The organism is Candidatus Thiodiazotropha endolucinida, from assembly GCF_001715975.1.
GTDB lineage: Bacteria > Pseudomonadota > Gammaproteobacteria > Chromatiales > Chromatiaceae > Thiodiazotropha > Thiodiazotropha endolucinida.
On record NZ_MARB01000007.1, the window covers coordinates 97,243 to 116,479 of the forward strand.

A 19,237-nucleotide genomic window follows, 5' to 3' on the forward strand; every position below is an offset into this window, starting at 1 on the left:
TTTGCGGTGATTAGCGTTCATTTGCGGCCTGCATATGCTTAATCTTTTTACCCACTCGGTTATGGCAAGAGTGCCGGTTAACCGGTCAAGATATATCCCAGGCGGCCGAAACAGGGACGAATAACCACTATCGGGAAAGGAGTCACGCATGTTGATGCAGTTTATTACCTATGCAGGGTTGGCATTGATTACCCTGTCGATCCTGGGATTCATCTATAACGCCATCCGGAAACAACGTGAGATGGGCCCGTTCATGGGGGCATCGGCGCTGTTTGGACTGCTCACCATCGGTTTTGTACTGGGCGGCGCCCAGGGGATCATCTTTTATGCCAGTCCGGGCATGAGCTATCTGGTGCAATATCCCTGGGGTACCCAGCAGGCGGTACTCGAACCGGGCTTTCATCCGCGTTTTTTCGGTGAAGCGATTCCTTTCAAGAAATATCTGACGGTCTCGTTCGGCGGCATGGCGGGTAATTTCTCCGGGACTGCGCCGGTGCAGGAGATACGTTTTCACGATTCGGTGACCGCCAATATGCGCATGACAGCGCGCTTTCAAATGCCCAAGGTCGACGAGCAATTCCTGCCGATGGCCATTGCCTACCGTTCTCAAGACAATCTGATCAACTCCTCATTGATACCCATCATGCAGGAGGCGATGCGCAACTCGGGCCGAATGTATTCCGCCCAGGAGTATATCGGCGGCAAGGGTGGCGATTTCGAGAATGCGGTGCTGGATCAGATTCGTAACGGTATATACCTGCTGGACATCGATGAGCGACGTGCCGTCAGCGGGGCGCTGGCGATAACCGAACCCGACAGTCGCACCATTCAGCAGGACCAGACGGTTCACGTACGCGTGCGCATACGGCGAAACAGCGCCGGCCTGGAGATGCGTAAGGATGCTGAGGACCACCCGTTGAAGAAATTCGGGCTCGTTCTGGTCCAGGCCAATGTGCAGGATGTGGATCCCGACCCCGCATTCAAGGACAAACTCAAAGAGCAGCGTGAAGCGGCTGCCCAGGTGGCTATCGAAAGACAGAATGCACGCAAGGAAGAGGAGCGCAAGAAACGCATTATCGCTCAGGGTGAAGCCGAGAAGGCGGAGAAGAAGATCGAACTGGAGAAACAGCAGATTGAGCGGGTCATCGCCGGTGAGACCAAGGCCAAAGAGGCAGAACAGGAACAGGTGAAAAAGGTGACCGAAGCAACCACCCGGAAGCGGGAAGCGGAGATCGAGCTGGAGCGCAAACAGATAGAATTGGAGACCGCCAGGCTTGAGGCGGAGCGTATTCAGACCCTGGCCCAGGCAGAGTCGGATCGCAGGCGCATGCTGATGGAGGCGGACAACGCCCTGGAAAAGCGCCTGGAGGCCTATGTCACCGTATCGGAGGCCTTTGCCGATGCGATTCGGGACAAGCGACTGGTGCCTGAAGTGGTGGTCAGCGGCGAAAAGGGTTCGGGACAGTCGAATGCCACCGACCTGATTGCGTTACTGATGGCAAAGACCGCCAGGGATCTGGGGGTGGCCGTGAGTGAGCCGGATCGGTTTAGTACTGCTGGGCAGAAACAGTAGTCACCGTGACGAATCCGGCAATCGAGATGTAGGGTGCGGCTTGCCGCACCGATTTGTCACTTCCAAGACCTGTGTCGCCGCTTGGCGCAACAGACCGCTGTCGGCAGTCGCCAGATGTGATCCTTCACTCAATTTACGGCGCCACTTCCTGGCGCCCGGCTGACCCTGAAACAGACCGAGTATGTGACGCGTGACGCGATTGATCGGCGTTCCCTTCGACAGTTCATGCTCGACAAAAGGAATCAATGACTCAACGACCTGGTGCCGGGTCAAAGTGGAGCCGGATTGACCGAATATCAGGCGGTCGGCCTCGGCCAATATCCAGGGATTGTGATAGGCTTCGCGGCCGATCATCACGCCATCCACCTGTTTCAGCTGCTCGCCAACCTGGTCAAGGTTAGTGATTCCTCCATTGATGATAATTTCGAGATCGGGGAAGTCGAGCTTAAGGTTATGAACCGTTCCGTATGAAAGGGGAGGGATCTCACGGTTCTGCTTCGGGCTCAATCCCTGCAACCAGGCCTTGCGGGCATGCACGATGAAGGTCCTGCAGCCGGCATCGGAGACTGTGCCGACAAAGTCGCAGAGTTCTTGGTAGCTGTCCCGCTCATCCACACCGATACGGTGCTTGACGGTGACATCAATAGTGACGCTGTCCCGCATCGCCTTGACGCAGTCACCGACCACCCCGGGTGTCATCATCAGGCAGGCGCCAAAGCGGCCCGATTGCACCCTGTCCGAGGGACAGCCCACATTGAGGTTGATCTCGTCATAGCCCCAATGGCTGCCCAGTTTTGCACATTCGGCCAGGGCTTGCGGATCGCTGCCGCCCAACTGCAGCGCCAGCGGGTGTTCAGTGGGATCAAAATCGAGGAATCGTGCCCGATTACCATGCAGCAGGGCGCCGGTGGTGACCATTTCCGTATACAGCACCACGTGCTTGGAAATCAGACGCAGGAAATAACGACAATAGCGATCTGTCCAATCCAGCATCGGGGCGATGCAGAGTCTACGTACTATCATTCAAAAAATTACAGTAAGATCAAATCGGTCTATACTAACTCTTTTCATAGCCCAGTTGAATTGATGATCAGCCGCGTCCGTTAAAGCCTGCCTGTTTGTAGGAATCGATGTCGCCAGGCTCAGCCAAGATAGAGCCGAATCTCTTTTTCATAGTTGGATGAAACTATTAGTGGTATTTGGTTGTCCTCGGTAAAAGCGGTGTTTGGTTAGCAATCCGGGGTACGAAAATATTATGTGTGATCGAATGAAAAGATTGATTGAAATTCTGTGATTCTGGGTTGACGCTAGAGTAACTTGTCTTACATTATAAATACCTATGAGAACCAATCGAGATCCTTGGGTTATTTGCATTCTGTCGTTTCTGCTATTGCATGCAACGATCTTGATGTCGTGGCCCCAGTTCGCCGGAAATAGTGATGGATCACCGCTAACATTCAACATGGAGGTGACTTCCGAGCATCTTAATTGTCACGATACCGGAGACCCGTCTACCATCTTTTCGGAAAAAGGATGTGTTTTCTGTGGCTTCGTGACGCAAAGCTCCAGGTCTCGATTAAGTGTCTTCGTTTCACTACAATCGGTGATTCTCACTCCTGTCACTGCGGCAGCTCCACGCTCAGAGCACCCTGTCGAAACGCCCCCACCAAAGATATCCCCCCATGTAGGTGCGTTCCGTACTTAAGGTTGGCTTTTGTTCACAAAGGTGAACTCATGCGTGGGGGATATTTCATGTACTCTGTTAACGCGGCGCTATTGTCGCGTAAATCATATTCTATCTCAGGTCCTTACGGCTCTCTGTCTAGTGGCCGCCGGTACTTGTATGTATTGCTGTTGATGCTTTATCTAGCTGTTGATCATACAGCGGCGAGTGCGGAATTGACTCCACTTGAAGCAATGGTGGATCGCTTGCATGAACACCCCGAGGTTCGTATGAATGAGTCGATTGCAAGGAAATGGAGCATTAACTCGGATGGCGCACTGGGTTTGCCTAATCCAAGCATAACGATCGGTTTGAACAATGTGCCTGCAGATGATCCTTTGAATCTAGAACGCTATTTACCCAGCAACCGCAGCCTGGAATTTAAGCAGGCAATCCCCAATGGAGACGCACGGGAAGCAGTACGGCGTACACACCTTGCACGCTCGGAAGTGGCAAAATTGGAACGATTAAAAGTTCTGGCTAAGTTGAAGGAAAGACTGATAACCGCGTTGGCAGAAAGGCGACGGATTGCGGAATCCAAAGAAGCTTTGAACGGACAACTGGATCTTATTAGTGATTTGGAACATTGGCTTCGCGGCGAGATGGAAGGAGGGAATTCTGTTTACGCCCGCTTTGATGAGCTAGATGTACAACGCGGACGAATCGAGGAGAGACTGGTTGCGCTAGATGGCGAAGACCTTCGTTGGCAGGCCGAATTAAGAGAGCTCCTCGATACGGTTCCGGATCAGAATATATTACCCGATATCGAACCTCGAGAGTGGACGGGAAACGCTTCGGAATTGCTTGCCGTTCGGGGTGCGCAACGGAAACTTGAAGTTGCACGATCCCGAGTAAACGAAAAAAAGGCTGCATTATCCCCCGACTACGCTTTGGGTATGGCTTGGCAACAACGGGAGTCAGGATCGAATTTCGATGGTCAGGATTGGCTTACGTTCAAGTTCACCGTTAGCATCCCGTTTTGGGCGGATTCCAACCAACGGCCCAGATTGATTGCCGCGGAAGAGGCGGTAACGAGTGCGACGGCTGAACGGGAACACCGATTAAGAGAGGCTCGGGGAAAATATGATGACGCCATGGCAGACTACCGTACATCGGATAACTTGTTACGAGCATTGAGCAGACGCAACGGAAGGCTGAGCGAGCTTGAAGCTGCCAACAGGAGACGTTACGAAGCGGGAGATGGTTCACTTGAGGACGTCATTCGTCCTGCGATTCAGCGAACCGAGATTGCACTGGACAAGGCGAAACAGCGCGCAGCGCGTACCATTTCCGCTGCCAGAATCAATGCCCTATTGGTGGAGGATGGCTCATGACTCCGATTCAGTTATTCAATCCCCGTATGTTAGGGTTTGTGTTGTTCCTGGTATCTTCTGTAGTGGGCGCTGGCGAAGAGGGGGACAGCGCCAAATATACTTGTCCAATGCATCCGCACTATATCGCCGACGAGATGGGGAGTTGTCCCATATGTGGTATGGACTTGGTAAAAATGACGTCTGGGCCAGCGCTGGCTCTCGAGGAAGAAGATGCAGACGGTGAACGTGCCGCGATAACCATCGCACCAGAGACCATTCAGAACATGGGGGTACGCTACGCACAACCCGAAGCCACGGTATTCGGCCGTCGTATACGTGCCTATGGCGTGGTGGCGGAGAACGAACGATTGCGTAGTGAGATATCGAGCAGGGTGGCAGGCTGGATAGAATCGCTCGCTGTAACCGCTGTCGGTGATAAGGTAAAACGCGGTAACTTGCTATACAGATTGTTCAGTCCAGACTTGGTAGCGGCTCAACAGGACTATCTCAGCGCTCTGGAAAGACAAAGTGCAAACCGTATCCAGTCTGCAGCGATCAGGCTTGGTGCCTTGGGCGTTTCCAAGTCGTTTATCGCCACGCTGCGTAAGAAACGAAGCGTCGTGGAACATGTACCTTTTTACGCTTCAGCCGACGGTACTTTGAGCGATTTACGGGTTAGGGAAGGAACCTATGTGCGGCCCGGGGAGACCTTGGCAGTAATTCAGGATTACTCCACGGTCTGGATTAATGCTGCTGTGGCAGAGAAGGATTTGGTGGCAATCAACAATAAGACACAAGTTCGTATCATGCTCCCCAATCTTCCAGGCCAGGTGATTGAGACCAACGTTGATTACATTCACCCAACTGTGGATCGATCGAGCAGGACCGGTACAGTGCGTTTACAGCTGGATAACAAGGATAACCAGCTTAGGCCCGGCGCATATGCAGATGTGCTGTTCGAGGTGGGGTTGGATCGTCGATTGGCGGTACCGGATAGTGCACTGTTAATTGGTGCCGATGGCCCCTATCTGGTTGTGGCGCTTGGAAACGGTCGTTTTCAGCCACGCAAGGTACGTACAGGACTGAGCAGCGGCGGATTTACCGAGGTGGTTGAAGGAATAGACAGGGATGAGCGTATCGTCGCCTCTGGCCAGTTTCTCATCGATTCTGAGAGTGCGCTACGAGAGTCTTTTCAGAAACTCCAGCGTCTCAAACTGGAGTTGGCCGATCTAAACCTGAGTAAGGCTCAGATGGCGATGGTGGATCATCTAGTCGACGCTGGCCTATATCTGCACGAGGCTTTGGCTGATGGTTACGATGTCGATCCCGTGCAGTTGCAGCCTGCACTGGAGATTCGCGACTTGCTATGGCCGAAGTTCGGTAATACACGGTTGGGGCCGGTTCTAGACAATGCTAATCATGCCATCGCTGAAGCCCAACAGGCAAGAACAGAGAGTGACTTGCGGAATGCATTGCATGGTTTGGTCAGTGCTCTAAGGCCTTGGATGCTGGATGGTAGAAAAGACTATTACCACGAAAAGGGGGTGCGATTGTTCAAAGACGTAACCGATGGGCGATTGTGGGTACAGCAGGGCGACCAGGTATTCAGCCCCTATCTCGATGGCAGCAAGGGGGCGTTGGTGCAATGAGCAGAGATCGATTCAGAAGAAGGAATCATGATGCATGATGCAAGCGATATTGTGGGAGAGGATCCCTCCCGGTCCTTTATCGCCCAAGTAATTAGCTGGTCGGTTCACAATCAGTTGATCGTGTTGATCTTAACCACGGCCTTGGCTGTCGCGGGTATGCTTGCGATTGATCGCACACCTCTGGATGCGATTCCCGATCTCTCCGATACGCAAGTGATTATCCGCACTGATTTCGCAGGGCAGGCGCCACAGATCGTTGAAGAACTGGTGACTTATCCGCTCTCCACCACCCTGCTAGGATTGCCAAAGACAGAAGCGGTACGTGGTTTTTCCATGTTTGGAACGAGTTTCGTCTACGTCATATTTCAGGATGGTGTAGATGACTATTGGGCACGTAGTCGGGTCGCTGAGGCTTTGGCGACGGTACAGAATGATCTTCCCGAAAACGCCACCCCTCGACTCGGTCCCGATGCCACAGGTGTGGGTTGGATCTACCAGTATGCCCTCCTGGACCGAACCGGCCGCTATGATCTGGCCGAGTTGCGTGCGCTGCAGGATTGGTTCTTGCGCTTCGAGCTCGCAACTGTATCCGGCGTATCTGAGGTTGCCGCTGTTGGCGGATTTGTACGCGAGTACCAAGTGCTGATTGATCCAAACAGATTGCGCGCTTATGACATCCCGTTGGTTAGGGTACGCGAGGCGGTTGAAGCCGCCAGCATGGAGGTGGGTGGCAGGGTGTTGGAACGGGCCGAGACCGAATTAATGATCCGTTCCCGAGGCTATGTATCAACCTTGGAGGATTTACAGAGGGTTGTGGTGCGGGCGCGTAACGGCACGCCTGTATTGATCACTGATGTTGCCAGAGTACTGGAGGGGCCAGAGCTCAGGCGCGGTGTCGTGGAACTGGACGGTGAAGGCGAGGTAGTCGGTGGTATCGTGGTCATGCGTTCCGGAGAAAATGCGCTGAACGTGATCAAGGCAGTGAAGGAAAAGCTCGATATTCTGCGTCGAGGTCTACCCGAAGGTGTGGAGGTCCGAACCGTGTATGACCGGGCTCCCCTGATTCGGGGTGCAGTTGATTATCTCAGCCACAAGCTGGTTGAAGAGGGAATTGTGGTTGCCCTGGTCTGCATCCTTTTCCTGTTACATGCACGCTCTGCCTTTGTCGCCATCATTACCCTTCCGCTCGGTGTGCTGGGTGCATTCACTGTGATGTCAGCACAGGGTATCACCGCCAATATCATGTCGCTCGGTGGCATAGCGATTGCAATCGGGGCAATGGTGGATGCTTCAATCGTGATGGTGGAAAATGCCCATAGAAAGCTTAGTGATATGCCAGATTCCGTGGGTCAAAAGGCTCGTAACGCAGCTATCCTGCAATCGGCCAAGGAGGTTGGGCCAGGTCTCTTTTTCAGCCTCTTGATCATCACCGTCTCCTTTTTGCCGGTTTTTGCACTGACGGGCGAAAGTTTCCGGTTATTCTCGCCGCTGGCGTACACAAAGACCTATGCCATGGCCTTTGCATCCCTGCTTTCGGTCACTATAGTACCTATTCTCATGCTTTGGCTGATCCGGGGCAGAATACGCCGTGAGGAGGCTAACCCACTTAATCGTCTCTTTGTTGCGTTGTACAAACCTGTCCTACAGTTTTCTATGCGGGTTCGTTGGTTGACGCTGATGATCGCATTGCTGGGTATTGCCAGTCTGTGGTACCCGCTATCCAAGCTTGGCTCAGAGTTTATGCCCGCTCTCTATGAAGGAGAATTGCTCTATATGCCGACCACATTGCCGGGTGTATCTATCACCAAGGCGAAGGAGGTGTTGGCGCAGACCAATCGCTTGATTCGTTCTGTGCCTGAAGTGGAGCAGGTTTTCGGTAAGTTGGGGAGGGCCGATACAGCTACGGATCCCGCACCAATATCAATGATAGAGAGTTGGATTCGCCTCAAGCCGAGGGAACAGTGGCGGCCGGAGGTGAATATAGACGAATTGATCAAGATCCTGGATCAACAGGTGAAGTTACCCGGTTTGGTCAACAGCTGGGGTTATCCCATCAAGATCAGAATGGATATGATCTCAACGGGTATACGCACGCCAGTCGGCATTAAGATATCCGGTGCAGATCTTGACGAGATTGGGCGTATCGCACTAGATGTGGAAGCGGTAGTCAAGGATGTGGAGGGAACCCGTAGTGTATTTGCCGATCGTGTAACCGGCGGCAAATACCTGGAAATTACACCAAATCGAGATGAATTGGCGCGGAGAAATATCGATCTTGGTGTGTTTCAGTCTATTATTCAAACCGCGCTCGGTGGGATGAAAGTGGCGGAAAGTGTGCAAGGACGGGAACGATATAACATCATTCTACGTTATGACAGGCCGTTTCGCGAATCTGTGCAGGATCTCACCGAGGTTCTTGTGCCGACACCTGGCGGTATGCATATTCCTCTCGGTGAACTGGCCGAAATCAAGTTTACCGAAGGCCCTCCTATGATCAAGTCGGAGAATGCCAGATTAACCGGTTGGGTATTTGTGGATATTGGTGAGCGTGATATTGGCGGTTATGTGGATGAAGCGCGTAAACTGGTGGCTGATCAAGTTACGTTACCGCAGGGTTACGCTATTACATGGTCCGGTCAATACGAACAGATGCTTGAGGCGAGAAGCAACTTGAAAATCGCGATACCGGGAGCTGTCGCAATTATCCTTGTTCTCCTGATGATTCATTTTGGCCGTACCGATCGTACGGTGATGGTAATGACCGCCTTACCATTCGGCCTGGTGGGTGGCATGTGGTCGGTCTATCTTGCAGGATACAATCTTTCAGTGGCTGTGGCGGTCGGTTTTATAGCACTTGGTGGCATCGCTGTGGAGACTGCTGTGGTAATGCTGCTATATATCGATCAGCAGATGCGTACTCTACCACCATTGGACCGGCATCAATTGTTTGCCGCCATTATGGCAGGTGCTGCTTTACGCGTCAGGCCAAAGCTCATGACCGTTTCAGTTATCATTGCCGGCTTGTTACCGATATTTTTCACTGAAGGTCCCGGTTCAGATGTCATGCGACGAATTGCTTTGCCAATGGTAGGCGGTATGATCAGCACTACAGTCATGACCCTTATCGTGGTTCCTGTAATCTATTTAATCTGGGAGGCGCGCCGTCTACCCGAGACTGTACCGACTTCTCTAAAAACCGATGTATACACATCCAGACTGCCCTAAGAGGATTTCGAGCATGAACAAATTACTAAAATTGATCTCAATTGCGTTTGCCGGAGCAATCATCGCTGCTCCAGTTTTAGGTGACAGCCACAACAGCCATAGTATGCATGATCACGGTGATATGACGAGTAGCGCTAATCAAGGTGAGGGGAAGGGAGTGCTACACAAAATCGATATGGAAAATAAAACCGTCAATCTGACACACCAACCAATTCCCGAGCTCAATTGGATGGGGATGACAATGGACTTGCCGGTTACAAGACGGGTCGACTTGTCTGGATTCAAACCAAATGACAAGGTTAACTTTACAGTAAAAAAAGGTCGTGACAAACAGTTTCGTATTACCGTCATGGAATTGGACAAGTGAATATAGGGCGGTGAGCAAACAACCTCAATAATAACGAAGATCTCTTGGACCTGTACAGGGTGCTGTCACAGACAAGTTGACCTTCAAAGGCATACAATGATGGCGACGCTACTGTATTATAAAATAGCGGAGTTTTGTTTGGTCTCGAACAGTCTCAGGCCGGCTATCAATAGTGAGCCGATTATCATGATGCCGGCTGCCAGATAGAGGCCGTCACTATAGCTGCCGCTACGTTCAGCCAGCACTCCTGTAATGGCAGGAATGACGATCTGTGCAATACCGTAGGAAATGGTCATTTTTCCCATCATTTTGGCGGGGCGGGTAGGGTAGTAGCGCCCGGCCATGGTCAGTACCAGGCTGACGATGCCGATGAATGTTCCGCCAAACAACAACGCCCCGGCCATCGCCATGATTGGGCTATGAGCTACCACCGGCAACAGGATGCCGGCAGTCTGCAGCAGGAAGGCGATGAGCAGGGCGTTGAGATCGCCTGTTCGACGCGCAACCAGGTCCCAAAGGATACAGGCGGGCGCCGCGGCCATGCCGAGGATGAAAAAGCTCCAGGCGCCCAGCTCATTGAGACCGGGTAATTGATCGATAATGGCTACGATAAAGGTGGCGCTGACCACATAGCCCGCACCAGCACAAAAGTAAGCAGCCATGAAGAGTTGCAAGAAGCGTCGGCTGGGTGGTGTATCGACCATCACTTTACCGCTGCGTGTGACCTGGCTGGTATCGGGTGGAGGCAGCCATGCCCAGGCGGGTAAAACCATCAGGGTACCCATCAGGCTCAGCATCAACCATTGCCCGCGCCAGTCGAAATAGTGACTCATCAGTTCCACCGCAATGGCGCCAAATGCGATCCCAAGACCGACACCACTGAAATGAATACCCAGCTCGCTGCGATGACCGTGGCGTATGAGCCAGTTAAGAATGAGACCGGAGCCCAATAGCAGTCCCGCAGCACTGCTTAAACCTGCAATAAAACGGTAGAAGGACCAAAGCCATATGTTCTCTGTAAGTCCCATGCCCAGGGTGGATACCACCGCCACGATCAGGCCGATACGATAGAGACGGTCTTTGAGTACCAGGTCACTGATCAGTGATGCCGTGATAGCTCCGCTCAGATAACCTAGATAGTTGACCGCCGTTAGCCAGCCTCCCTGGGAAAGTCCTAATCCGGCCTGTTCCAGCATGATCGGGAGTAGCGGTGTATAGGCAAAACGGGCAATGCCCAGCATCAATATCAGGCTGATAATACCGCCAGCCAGTACTTTTAATCTTTCAGTCTGGTTGCCCATGTGGTGAGGTTTTTACTGTACATAAAATCTTGATATTACTCACTAAGATGTGATTTTTTAGATCTGTTGTGTTCAATGTAACCGTCGCCCGGCCATTAGGTATTGTAACGGTAGACTCAGTGTGTTTTGAGAAGCAGAGCCAGTTCGAGAGTATAACCAAAATACGGGAATCTCGTTAGATATGTGCTGTTCTCTATCCGATGGTTTGTTAAGCTTCCATAATCTCAGAGTATGGCAGGAGGGTTCACTTTCCATGCCTGAATCTGCGAATCCGTGTCAATATAGTTATTCATATACGGGGCTTTAAAAATTGTACTAAAGAAGCCATTTTATAAAAATTGTTTTGTAATAACTATCATCAGTGTTAACAGAATGCCACTTATTATGATTTTGTACACATTATTATTGTAAACTTGAGATTTCTTGAATTAATCAAGCGAAACGGTAAATGATGGAACAAAATATCACTCGTTCTTTTTCTTTTGTTCAGAGGATTATTTCTCGCTTTAAAAATCGGCCAGACTCTGAACATGAACAATCCATTGTTAGGATCGCTATTACGATAATAGTGCTTATTTATCTTGGGTTGTCGTCACTGTTTGGCGAGCCAAGTGAGTCTGTAAAGCACGGCCTGATAATTCTCTGTCTATTTTTGGTTTTTTCCACGTTAATATTAATAGCTATTGCAATCAATCCAGGCATCTCTGTTACCAGGCGAATAATATGTATGCTTGGTGACATGGGGATGATTTCATATCTTTTGTACTATTACGGTCAGATGATGACTCCACTATATGTTGTATATCTATGGGTGTCATCCGGTTATGGGTTGCGTTACGGAAACCGCTATCTAGCTGCCTCTACCGTGCTTGCTGCAATGGGCTTTATTTTAGTAATGCACTACAACGCAGAGTGGAGAGAGGATCCAATCATAGGTTGGAGTTTGTGGATTGGATTAATTGTACTTCCCATGTACATTGCCTCATTATTGGCTAAACTATCACGCGCTCTCGATGCCGCCAAATCCGCAAATGAAGCCAAAAGCCGGTTTCTGGCCAATATGAGTCATGAAATCCGTACACCTATTAATGGTGTAATTGGATTATTGGAGTTGTTAAGTGTTACACCTTTGGCGGAAAAGCAGAAGTCACTGGTACATGGAGCTCAATCATCAGCTGCTATGCTGTTGCACTTGGTCGATGATGTATTGGACATTAGCAAAATTGAAGCAGGACGCATAATAATTGTAAATGCTCCTTTTGATTTGCATGCTCTAATAAACAGTGTTGTCGGCTTGTTTAACAATGAGGCAAGAAAGAAGAATCTGATACTAAAGCGTAATATTGATCCGGCATGTCCATACTGGTTGATCGGAGATGAACTGCATTTACGTCAGGTCTTGGTTAACTTGGTTGGAAATGCTGTAAAGTTTACTGATCAGGGGTGGGTTGAAGTACGAGTAGAAGCCAATAGCGTAACAAGTGACAGAGTGCAAATTAATTTAACTGTCGAAGATACCGGGATAGGTATATCTGAAGAGGCTAAATCTTATATTTTTGATCCATTTCGACAAGAGGATGAGAGGATCAACAGACGGTTTGGTGGCACAGGATTAGGCATGAGTATCGCCAAGCAATTGGTTGATTTGATGGATGGACAGCTTATAGCCTCAAGTGAGATAGGCAAAGGCAGCCGGTTTACTTTGACTATAGATTATCAGCGTGCGAGTGTGCCAACTGGCGTACAGTATTTGAGGTTTCCTGCTGGTATCCGCTTAATCAGTAGTGACAGTAACTTAACCAAGACTTTATGCGAGTGGTTTGGAGAGTGGAAAATAAGCTGCAAACTGGATCTGGGAATCACATCACAAACAGATTTTGACGAAACAGTTGTACTTATTGATACACGTTGTTTGAAGCATGGAGATAAGTCGATACTTGGTAAATCAGGACTTGCCAGTCGAGACATGATATTGATCACCGACAAAACACACGAATGGCAAGATGCTGACAAATTCAACTATATCGATATACATCCACTACCGCTTGAACGTGAACGCTTATTCAACGTATTACATAGTTTGCAGACAGCGACATTCAATAAAACTGAATTTAAGCCAGATCAAGATAATGCAACAGCAAAGTCGTTATTAACCGGTCATATTTTAGTTGCAGAAGACAACAAGATAAATCAACGAGTAACGTGCAGATTTCTTGAGCAAGACGGGCATAAGGTTGTATTGGTAGATAATGGGGATACAGCCCTTGATCAATTAAAGGCGCAAGACTTTGATTTGGCTATTGTAGATATGATGATGCCGGGGCATGGCGGACTCGATGTGATCAAGTTATTTCGTAGTACACAGGATAACCGAGCTGAACTGCCGTTTATTGTACTCACTGCCAATGTAAGTAAGGAAGCACAGATGGCATGCGATAGTATAGGCGTCAAGTATCTAAGTAAACCATTGAGAGGAACAGATTTAAAAGCAGAAGTTCAGCAAATACTGATGACAAGAAAGGACGAGCACAATAGCAAAGAGGGCAGGTTATAGATTTTAATATTCTTTAGCGGAACCGTTGCTGAGGTTAATCCTGGTTATCCTTGCGGTTGATCAGTTTTATGTTGATGTGATTGTCTTCAAGGTATTGTTCCAAGGCAGACTTGGTTTTATCTAAGATTTCAGCCAACTCTTTCAGGTAGGCTTGTCCATTACGTCTGATCTCTTCACTCGATGAACGATTCAGTTTACTCGCCTTTTCGAGCAGATAAGTTGCACCAATATTACCTGCGGCACCTTTGATTGCATGTGCATCATCGATGATCTGCGTTATATCGGCACCATGTATAGCTATTTCCATGCGTTCTATGCAACTGTAGACATCAGTAAGAAAATGGTTAACTAGTTCCTTGAAAAAATCATCGCGTGTACTCAATCTGGTTAACTGATCAAGTGTGTCCCGGTCCAGGTATTGCATTCTTTTTGATGCAAAAGGAGTTGTCTTATGACCGGCCATATAGGTAGTGACTGCCTGTTCTGAAATTTTATTGCCACTATCCGTCAGGCGATGTATCTCCTTGAGTAGGGCGCTGATATCGATTGGCTTTTGTAAATAGACATCGGCCCCTGCTTCCCGACACTGCTGTTCCGCATCTTTCGAGATATTTGCTGTCAGTATGATAAAAGGTATATCTTTTATTAGGCCATACCCGGACTTGTACTCGCGTATAACATCAAGTCCACCGATTCGGGGCATTTGCATATCAAGGATGGCCAAATCGTATTCACAATCTTCGAATTTTTCCAAGGCACTTTGTCCATCTTCTACCAACTCGACTTGATAGCCTGCCTTAATCAGCATCTCACTGAGAATTAGACGATTAACGGCAGTATCTTCAGCAACAAGAATCTTGAGTTTGTCGTGGTTCTGAGAATGTGCCCAGCTATCGATTACCTCTACACCCTCCGGTAGGTTGGTATCGAGAAATGCAGTGTGAATCGCATTATAAAGTTGGCGCCGGTTTTTCAGATCATGGACTACTGAATCTATTTCAGGGGGTACATCAAATGGTTGGTATTTGCCAATAATATCAACTAGTATCAGGTGGGCTTGATCACCCGATACTTCACGTAATCTCTCTGCAAGTTGTGCTAGATTTTCATCTACATACTCTGCATCCAGAATTAAAAGGGGTTGTTGATCAGGTGTAGATGTGCTTTGAGTGAGAAGATCAGTCAATTCTTCAACTGTACTTACTACATCATTGCCTATCTCCCACAGCTTCAGTGGTTGGTTGATCTTGTTGTAGAAGTGAAGGCTGTTGGTGAATGTGATTGTAGTGTGTCCTGTATAGCTCTGCTCCTTTGTTGACTCAGGAATCTCGAGTGGAAGATCAAAATAGAACCGAGACCCCTTTCCCAACGTGCTTTCAACCTGAATATCGCCACCCATACAGTTAACGAGCTCTTTAGAAATTGTAGTACCGAGACCTGAACCACCATACTCTCTGGTAATGGAATCATCGATTTGGTTGAAACGCTGGAATAAATTATTCAGACCCTCTTGGGAGATACCGATTCCGGTATCTATAACCTCAAATCTTAAATTTACCATTGAGTCTGTGGTGTGTAATGGGTTGATTCTGATGTCTACATAGCCTTGATGAGTAAACTTGATGGCATTGCCCACGAGGTTGTTAAGTACCTGTTGTATGCGGTGGTTATCACCAAGCAGATCGAATGGAACTTCAGGAGAAATATGGGTCATCAAACTGATGTTTTTCTCCTTTGCGATTGGTTCAAGTGATGCGCTGACGGTTGTAATAAGTGAATGCAGATCGAACTCCTGGTGTTCAATCTTGATTTCACCGGCATCGATTTTCGAAAAATCAAGGACATCATCGATGAGTGAAAGTAGGTGTTTTTACTGAGGAGTCGATGGTATTGACTTTTTTCTCTATCCCTTTTCCCAAGTTCTCAGTCATCAATAATTGAGAAATACCTATGATGCCTGTTAACGGTGTTCGCATCTCATGACTCATATTGGCAAGAAACCGCCCCTTTGCCTGATTTGCCGCCTCAGCAATAGCTTTTGCATCTACCAGCTGTCCAAGTATCTTAGAGACGAAAATTGGTATGATAATGTTGGTGATGATCAATCCATAACCCACAACCGGGTGTGCTAGCCAGAAGGGTGTTGTGTTGATCACAACCAGAAAACCGGAGGTCGAGAGCAGCATACCCAGGTAGAGATAGCTGTTACCGAAACGTGCGCCATAGCCAACGGTGATCCAGAGTAGGACTGTAAAGAGTGGTGCACCAACCTCACCTGCGCCATACATGGCGAGACAGGTCATCGTATGATCACCCAGCATGGTGATGGTTTTACGTAACTTTGAACCCTGTTTGATGTAAATAAACGATAAAAGAATCAGAATTGAGAATAGTTCGTATCCAGCTGCCAGCCTTGTGGCTGTTACGTGAGTACTGCCGAGGGGGTTGGTCAGATCAGAAATCAGCAGATAGGTGAACACGATGAAGGTAAAAAAGAGGCGAATCAATCCCTGCTCATATTCCAGACGTGCCTCATCACTTAGTCCCTGGGAGATGAAAGTGAGTCTGGGTAATTTAAAAACCTCTTTCAATGTATTGCCAGCCATGGCACAAATACCCCTAAGTGATTGATTTTAGGTTTTCTAGACCAGCCATTGTAACAGTCAAGTCATACGTTTGAACGTATAGGACAATGATAGCGGCTGAAAATAGGCAAAATTTTAGTCATTATAAGAAATAAATTCCTATAAAAAAGTTTAATGTCAAAATATGTTGCTCGGGATCAATTGCTTAAGCGATTCTACTTCCCAGGGAATGTGGAATTGAGTCACGATCAGATTGACTTGATTACTCAGTCCTTAAACATTTCATAAAATGCTGTTTCTATCCAGTGGTGGCAACGCCTAATATAAATTCACCATCTTTTTTTCTTTTGCGATGGATATTAAACATACCTATCACCAGACCTATATAACATCTACCCGTGAGGAACAGAAAATGCTCAAAGCCGTACCTACACAATCATTATCAGAGTTGACATTTGACACGCTGAACATTCGATATGATGAAAGCTACAGGACCCTTACCTTTGCCATGGATCCCGGGACAATTCCCTGTTTTTCACCCCAATTACTGAAAGACATCAATAGTTTTCAAACATGGACAAGTGAATACCTAAAAAGTACTGAATCGAAGACCGATATCGATTTCCTGATTTTTGGCTCCGATGTGCCTGGAATATTCAATCTCGGTGGCGATCTGAAATTTTTTGTGGACATGATAACAACCGGTGACAGGCAGACCCTGCAAAAATATGCGGAGCTGAGTATCGATGTGCTGTATGCCAATTTCATCAATCTCAATACCAATGTCCACACCATATCGTTGGTAACCGGAACAGCGCTTGGAGCGGGATTCGAAGCAGCACTTTCCAGTGACTACATCATTGCTGAAGCCGGTAGTGTATTTAAATTTCCCGAGGTTGTTTTCAATATGTTCCCTGGAATGGGGGCCTATTCCTTCCTGTCCCGGCGGATATCACCCGCATTGGTGGAGCGAATGATCATTAATGCCGAAGGTTATACCGCAGAACAGCTTTATGAGATGGGAGTTGTTGATGTTGTTGCAGATCCGGGTGAGGGTGAACTGGCGCTCAGATCATTCATCAAGCGTCTCAATAAGTCGAATATTACCAGGCGTTCAGTACTAAGGATGCGAAACCGGATCATGCCCTTGGAGAAACATGAGTTGCTTGATATTGCGCATGATTGGGTGGATGCGGCATTTTCGCTCTCAGATAGGGATATTTCCGCGATGTCGCGTCTTGTAAGGGCACAAACGAAGATGATGAGCCAGCAAGAAACGCAAGAAAAGCCGACTGACTTGCCTATGCAGAGTCATGGTTAACTGGCGGCTGTAAGATAACAAATTTATCTAAAACTAAATTGGAGAGTGTGTTATTGGATTGATATAAATAAAAAGTTTTGATTAAAAATCTGGTGAGATGTAGTGGTGCGATTTTTTGGTTTTATTACCCCTTGTACCGAGGGGGGCTATTGTTGTGTTACCAGTTTGTGTCAATTCCATAAGAAAGTACATGCTCAGTTGAGCATTGGGCTGGAATTGTGAAGAGTTGGCCTGAAACCAGCAGGTGATATGCAGCGTATCTACTAGCATCAAGAATTGTAAAACTAAAACAGTAGTGTATTAATGAAACTACGTTCTGGTGCTGTGGTGCATATCTGTAACAAAATGACAATGAAGCGGCAACACGCAATTGATTGAACCTGTCACGCAAAAATAAATCATTTTGTAATAGGTGAATTGATATTTTGCCGATTACCTGAGAGGAGATTGCCTATGCCTTTCGTGAATATTAATCACGGCCTGCATAATGAACCTCACGGTGAGCTTAAGCCTCCCCAGGTATTGGTCGATCTTCTGGAGCAGGCTGATGTTCAGTTTAACGGCAATCGACCGTGGGACATACAAGTACATGACAAAGAACTGTATCGACGTGTTCTGACCCGGGGTTCACTCGGTTTTGGTGAATCTTTTATGGATGGTCACTGGATGTGTGATGCAATGGATGTACTGTTTTCTCGCTTGATGACAGTTGGTATTGATCACCAGATTGCTGGTTGGTTCAAGTTTCGCATGCTCGTCGAGTTGATTCGCAACTATCTGTTCAACTTTCAGTCTATTACTCGAGCCTTTCAAGTGGGTGAACGGCATTATGATGTGGGTAATGACATATTCGAAGCTATGCTCGACTCGACCATGAGCTACTCTTGCGGTTATTGGAAGTCCGCGGAAAATTTGGAACAGGCACAACACGACAAACTGGATATCATCTGTCGCAAACTGCAATTGCAACCCGGTGAGAGACTGCTTGATATAGGTTGTGGCTGGGGTGCCTTGATGCAGTACGCTGCCGAACATTACGATGTTAGTGTGACTGGAATTACCGTGTCAAAAGCACAGCAAATATTAGCCCGGGAACGCTGTAAGGATCTTCCTGTCACGGTTGAACTCAAGGACTACAGAGAAATTACAGGCAGCTATGACAAAGTAGTATCCGTAGGCATGTTCGAGCATGTTGGTCACAAGAACTATCCCACCTATTTCCATACCGTAAACAGACTGCTCAAGGATAACGGTCTGTTCCTGCTGCACACGATCGGCCTTTACAAAACAGCGAAGACATTAGATCCCTGGATAGATAAATATATTTTCCCCAATGGTAAACTGCCTTCTGCACAGGAGATAACGCAATCCGTGGAATCTGTATTTCTGATACAGGATTGGCACAATTTCGGACCGGACTATGACCGAACATTAATGGCCTGGTGGCATAATTTTGACCATGCCTGGCCTGAGCTGCGTAAGCACTATGACGAACGTTTTTATCGCATGTGGAAATACTATCTGCACTCATGTGCCGGTTTTTTTCGCAGTCGCCAGGGACAGCTTTGGCAACTAGTACTGAATAAACGCCAGTGTGAGGGTGTTTACCGCTCGGTGCGTTGACAA

Annotated in this window: 12 protein-coding genes; 8 read left to right on the forward strand and 4 right to left on the reverse strand. The window is 48.2% G+C overall.

All coding sequences use genetic code 11. The features are described 5' to 3' along the window. Window positions 1-148 precede the first annotated feature (148 nt). Window positions 149-1,573, forward strand: a complete 1,425-nt coding sequence (locus CODIS_RS07695; RefSeq protein WP_069123426.1) for an SPFH domain-containing protein — start codon at window positions 149-151, stop codon at window positions 1,571-1,573. Here the strand turns inward: CODIS_RS07695 and dusA are convergent, their stop codons facing one another. Then, window positions 1,574-2,596 carry a tRNA dihydrouridine(20/20a) synthase DusA gene (gene dusA / locus CODIS_RS07700; RefSeq protein ID WP_083220613.1) on the reverse strand — a complete coding sequence of 341 codons (1,023 nt, stop codon included), beginning with the start codon at window positions 2,594-2,596 and terminating at the stop codon, window positions 1,574-1,576. It abuts the gene before it with no gap. An 876-nt stretch (window positions 2,597-3,472) separates the two neighbouring features. Between dusA and CODIS_RS07705 the strand changes: the two genes are divergently transcribed. From CODIS_RS07705 to CODIS_RS07720, 4 genes are read left to right on the forward strand one after another with little or no spacing between them, the layout of a single operon-like run. Further along, complete coding sequence (locus CODIS_RS07705; RefSeq protein ID WP_162420168.1) at window positions 3,473-4,630, forward strand: TolC family protein; 1,158 nt, start codon at window positions 3,473-3,475, stop codon at window positions 4,628-4,630. After that, the gene (locus CODIS_RS07710; RefSeq protein WP_069123440.1) at window positions 4,627-6,258 is read left to right on the forward strand and encodes an efflux RND transporter periplasmic adaptor subunit; all 1,632 of its coding nucleotides are present in this window, start codon (window positions 4,627-4,629) and stop codon (window positions 6,256-6,258) included. The genes CODIS_RS07705 and CODIS_RS07710 overlap by 4 nt, the downstream gene beginning before the upstream one ends. A 27-nt stretch (window positions 6,259-6,285) precedes the next feature. After that, window positions 6,286-9,483: an efflux RND transporter permease subunit gene (locus tag CODIS_RS07715; protein ID WP_305782093.1), complete on the forward strand. Its 3,198-nt coding sequence runs from the start codon at window positions 6,286-6,288 to the stop codon at window positions 9,481-9,483. A 13-nt stretch (window positions 9,484-9,496) separates the two neighbouring features. Continuing rightward, a complete protein-coding gene (locus CODIS_RS07720) occupies window positions 9,497-9,850 on the forward strand; it encodes a copper-binding protein (RefSeq protein ID WP_069123444.1) in 354 nt (117 codons plus the stop codon). A 116-nt stretch (window positions 9,851-9,966) separates the two neighbouring features. On the opposite strand, the gene CODIS_RS07725 is transcribed toward CODIS_RS07720, so the two are convergent. Continuing rightward, window positions 9,967-11,151, reverse strand: coding sequence for a YbfB/YjiJ family MFS transporter (locus CODIS_RS07725; protein ID WP_069123448.1), 1,185 nt, complete (start codon window positions 11,149-11,151; stop codon window positions 9,967-9,969). 448 nt (window positions 11,152-11,599) lie between these two features. Between CODIS_RS07725 and CODIS_RS07730 the strand changes: the two genes are divergently transcribed. After that, on the forward strand, window positions 11,600-13,705 hold the full coding sequence (locus CODIS_RS07730; protein ID WP_069123451.1) for an ATP-binding protein: 2,106 nt from the start codon (window positions 11,600-11,602) through the stop codon (window positions 13,703-13,705). Between the two features lie 34 nt (window positions 13,706-13,739). Here the strand turns inward: CODIS_RS07730 and CODIS_RS07735 are convergent, their stop codons facing one another. Together CODIS_RS07735 and CODIS_RS07740 are read right to left on the reverse strand one after the other, a co-directional pair. Next, entirely contained in the window at window positions 13,740-15,419 is a 1,680-nt protein-coding gene (locus tag CODIS_RS07735; RefSeq protein ID WP_069123454.1) for an ATP-binding protein, read from the reverse strand. Between the two features lie 130 nt (window positions 15,420-15,549). Continuing rightward, on the reverse strand, window positions 15,550-16,311 hold the full coding sequence (locus tag CODIS_RS07740) for a sensor histidine kinase (protein ID WP_069123457.1): 762 nt from the start codon (window positions 16,309-16,311) through the stop codon (window positions 15,550-15,552). Window positions 16,312-16,702: 391 nt separating this feature from the next. On the opposite strand from CODIS_RS07740, the gene CODIS_RS07745 reads away from it, so the two are divergent. Both CODIS_RS07745 and cfa read left to right on the forward strand, forming a co-directional pair. After that, window positions 16,703-17,611 carry a crotonase/enoyl-CoA hydratase family protein gene (locus CODIS_RS07745; protein WP_069123675.1) on the forward strand — a complete coding sequence of 303 codons (909 nt, stop codon included), beginning with the start codon at window positions 16,703-16,705 and terminating at the stop codon, window positions 17,609-17,611. A 453-nt stretch (window positions 17,612-18,064) separates the two neighbouring features. Beyond that, entirely contained in the window at window positions 18,065-19,234 is a 1,170-nt protein-coding gene (cfa, locus tag CODIS_RS07750; RefSeq protein ID WP_069123460.1) for a cyclopropane fatty acyl phospholipid synthase, read from the forward strand. Window positions 19,235-19,237 lie beyond the last annotated feature (3 nt).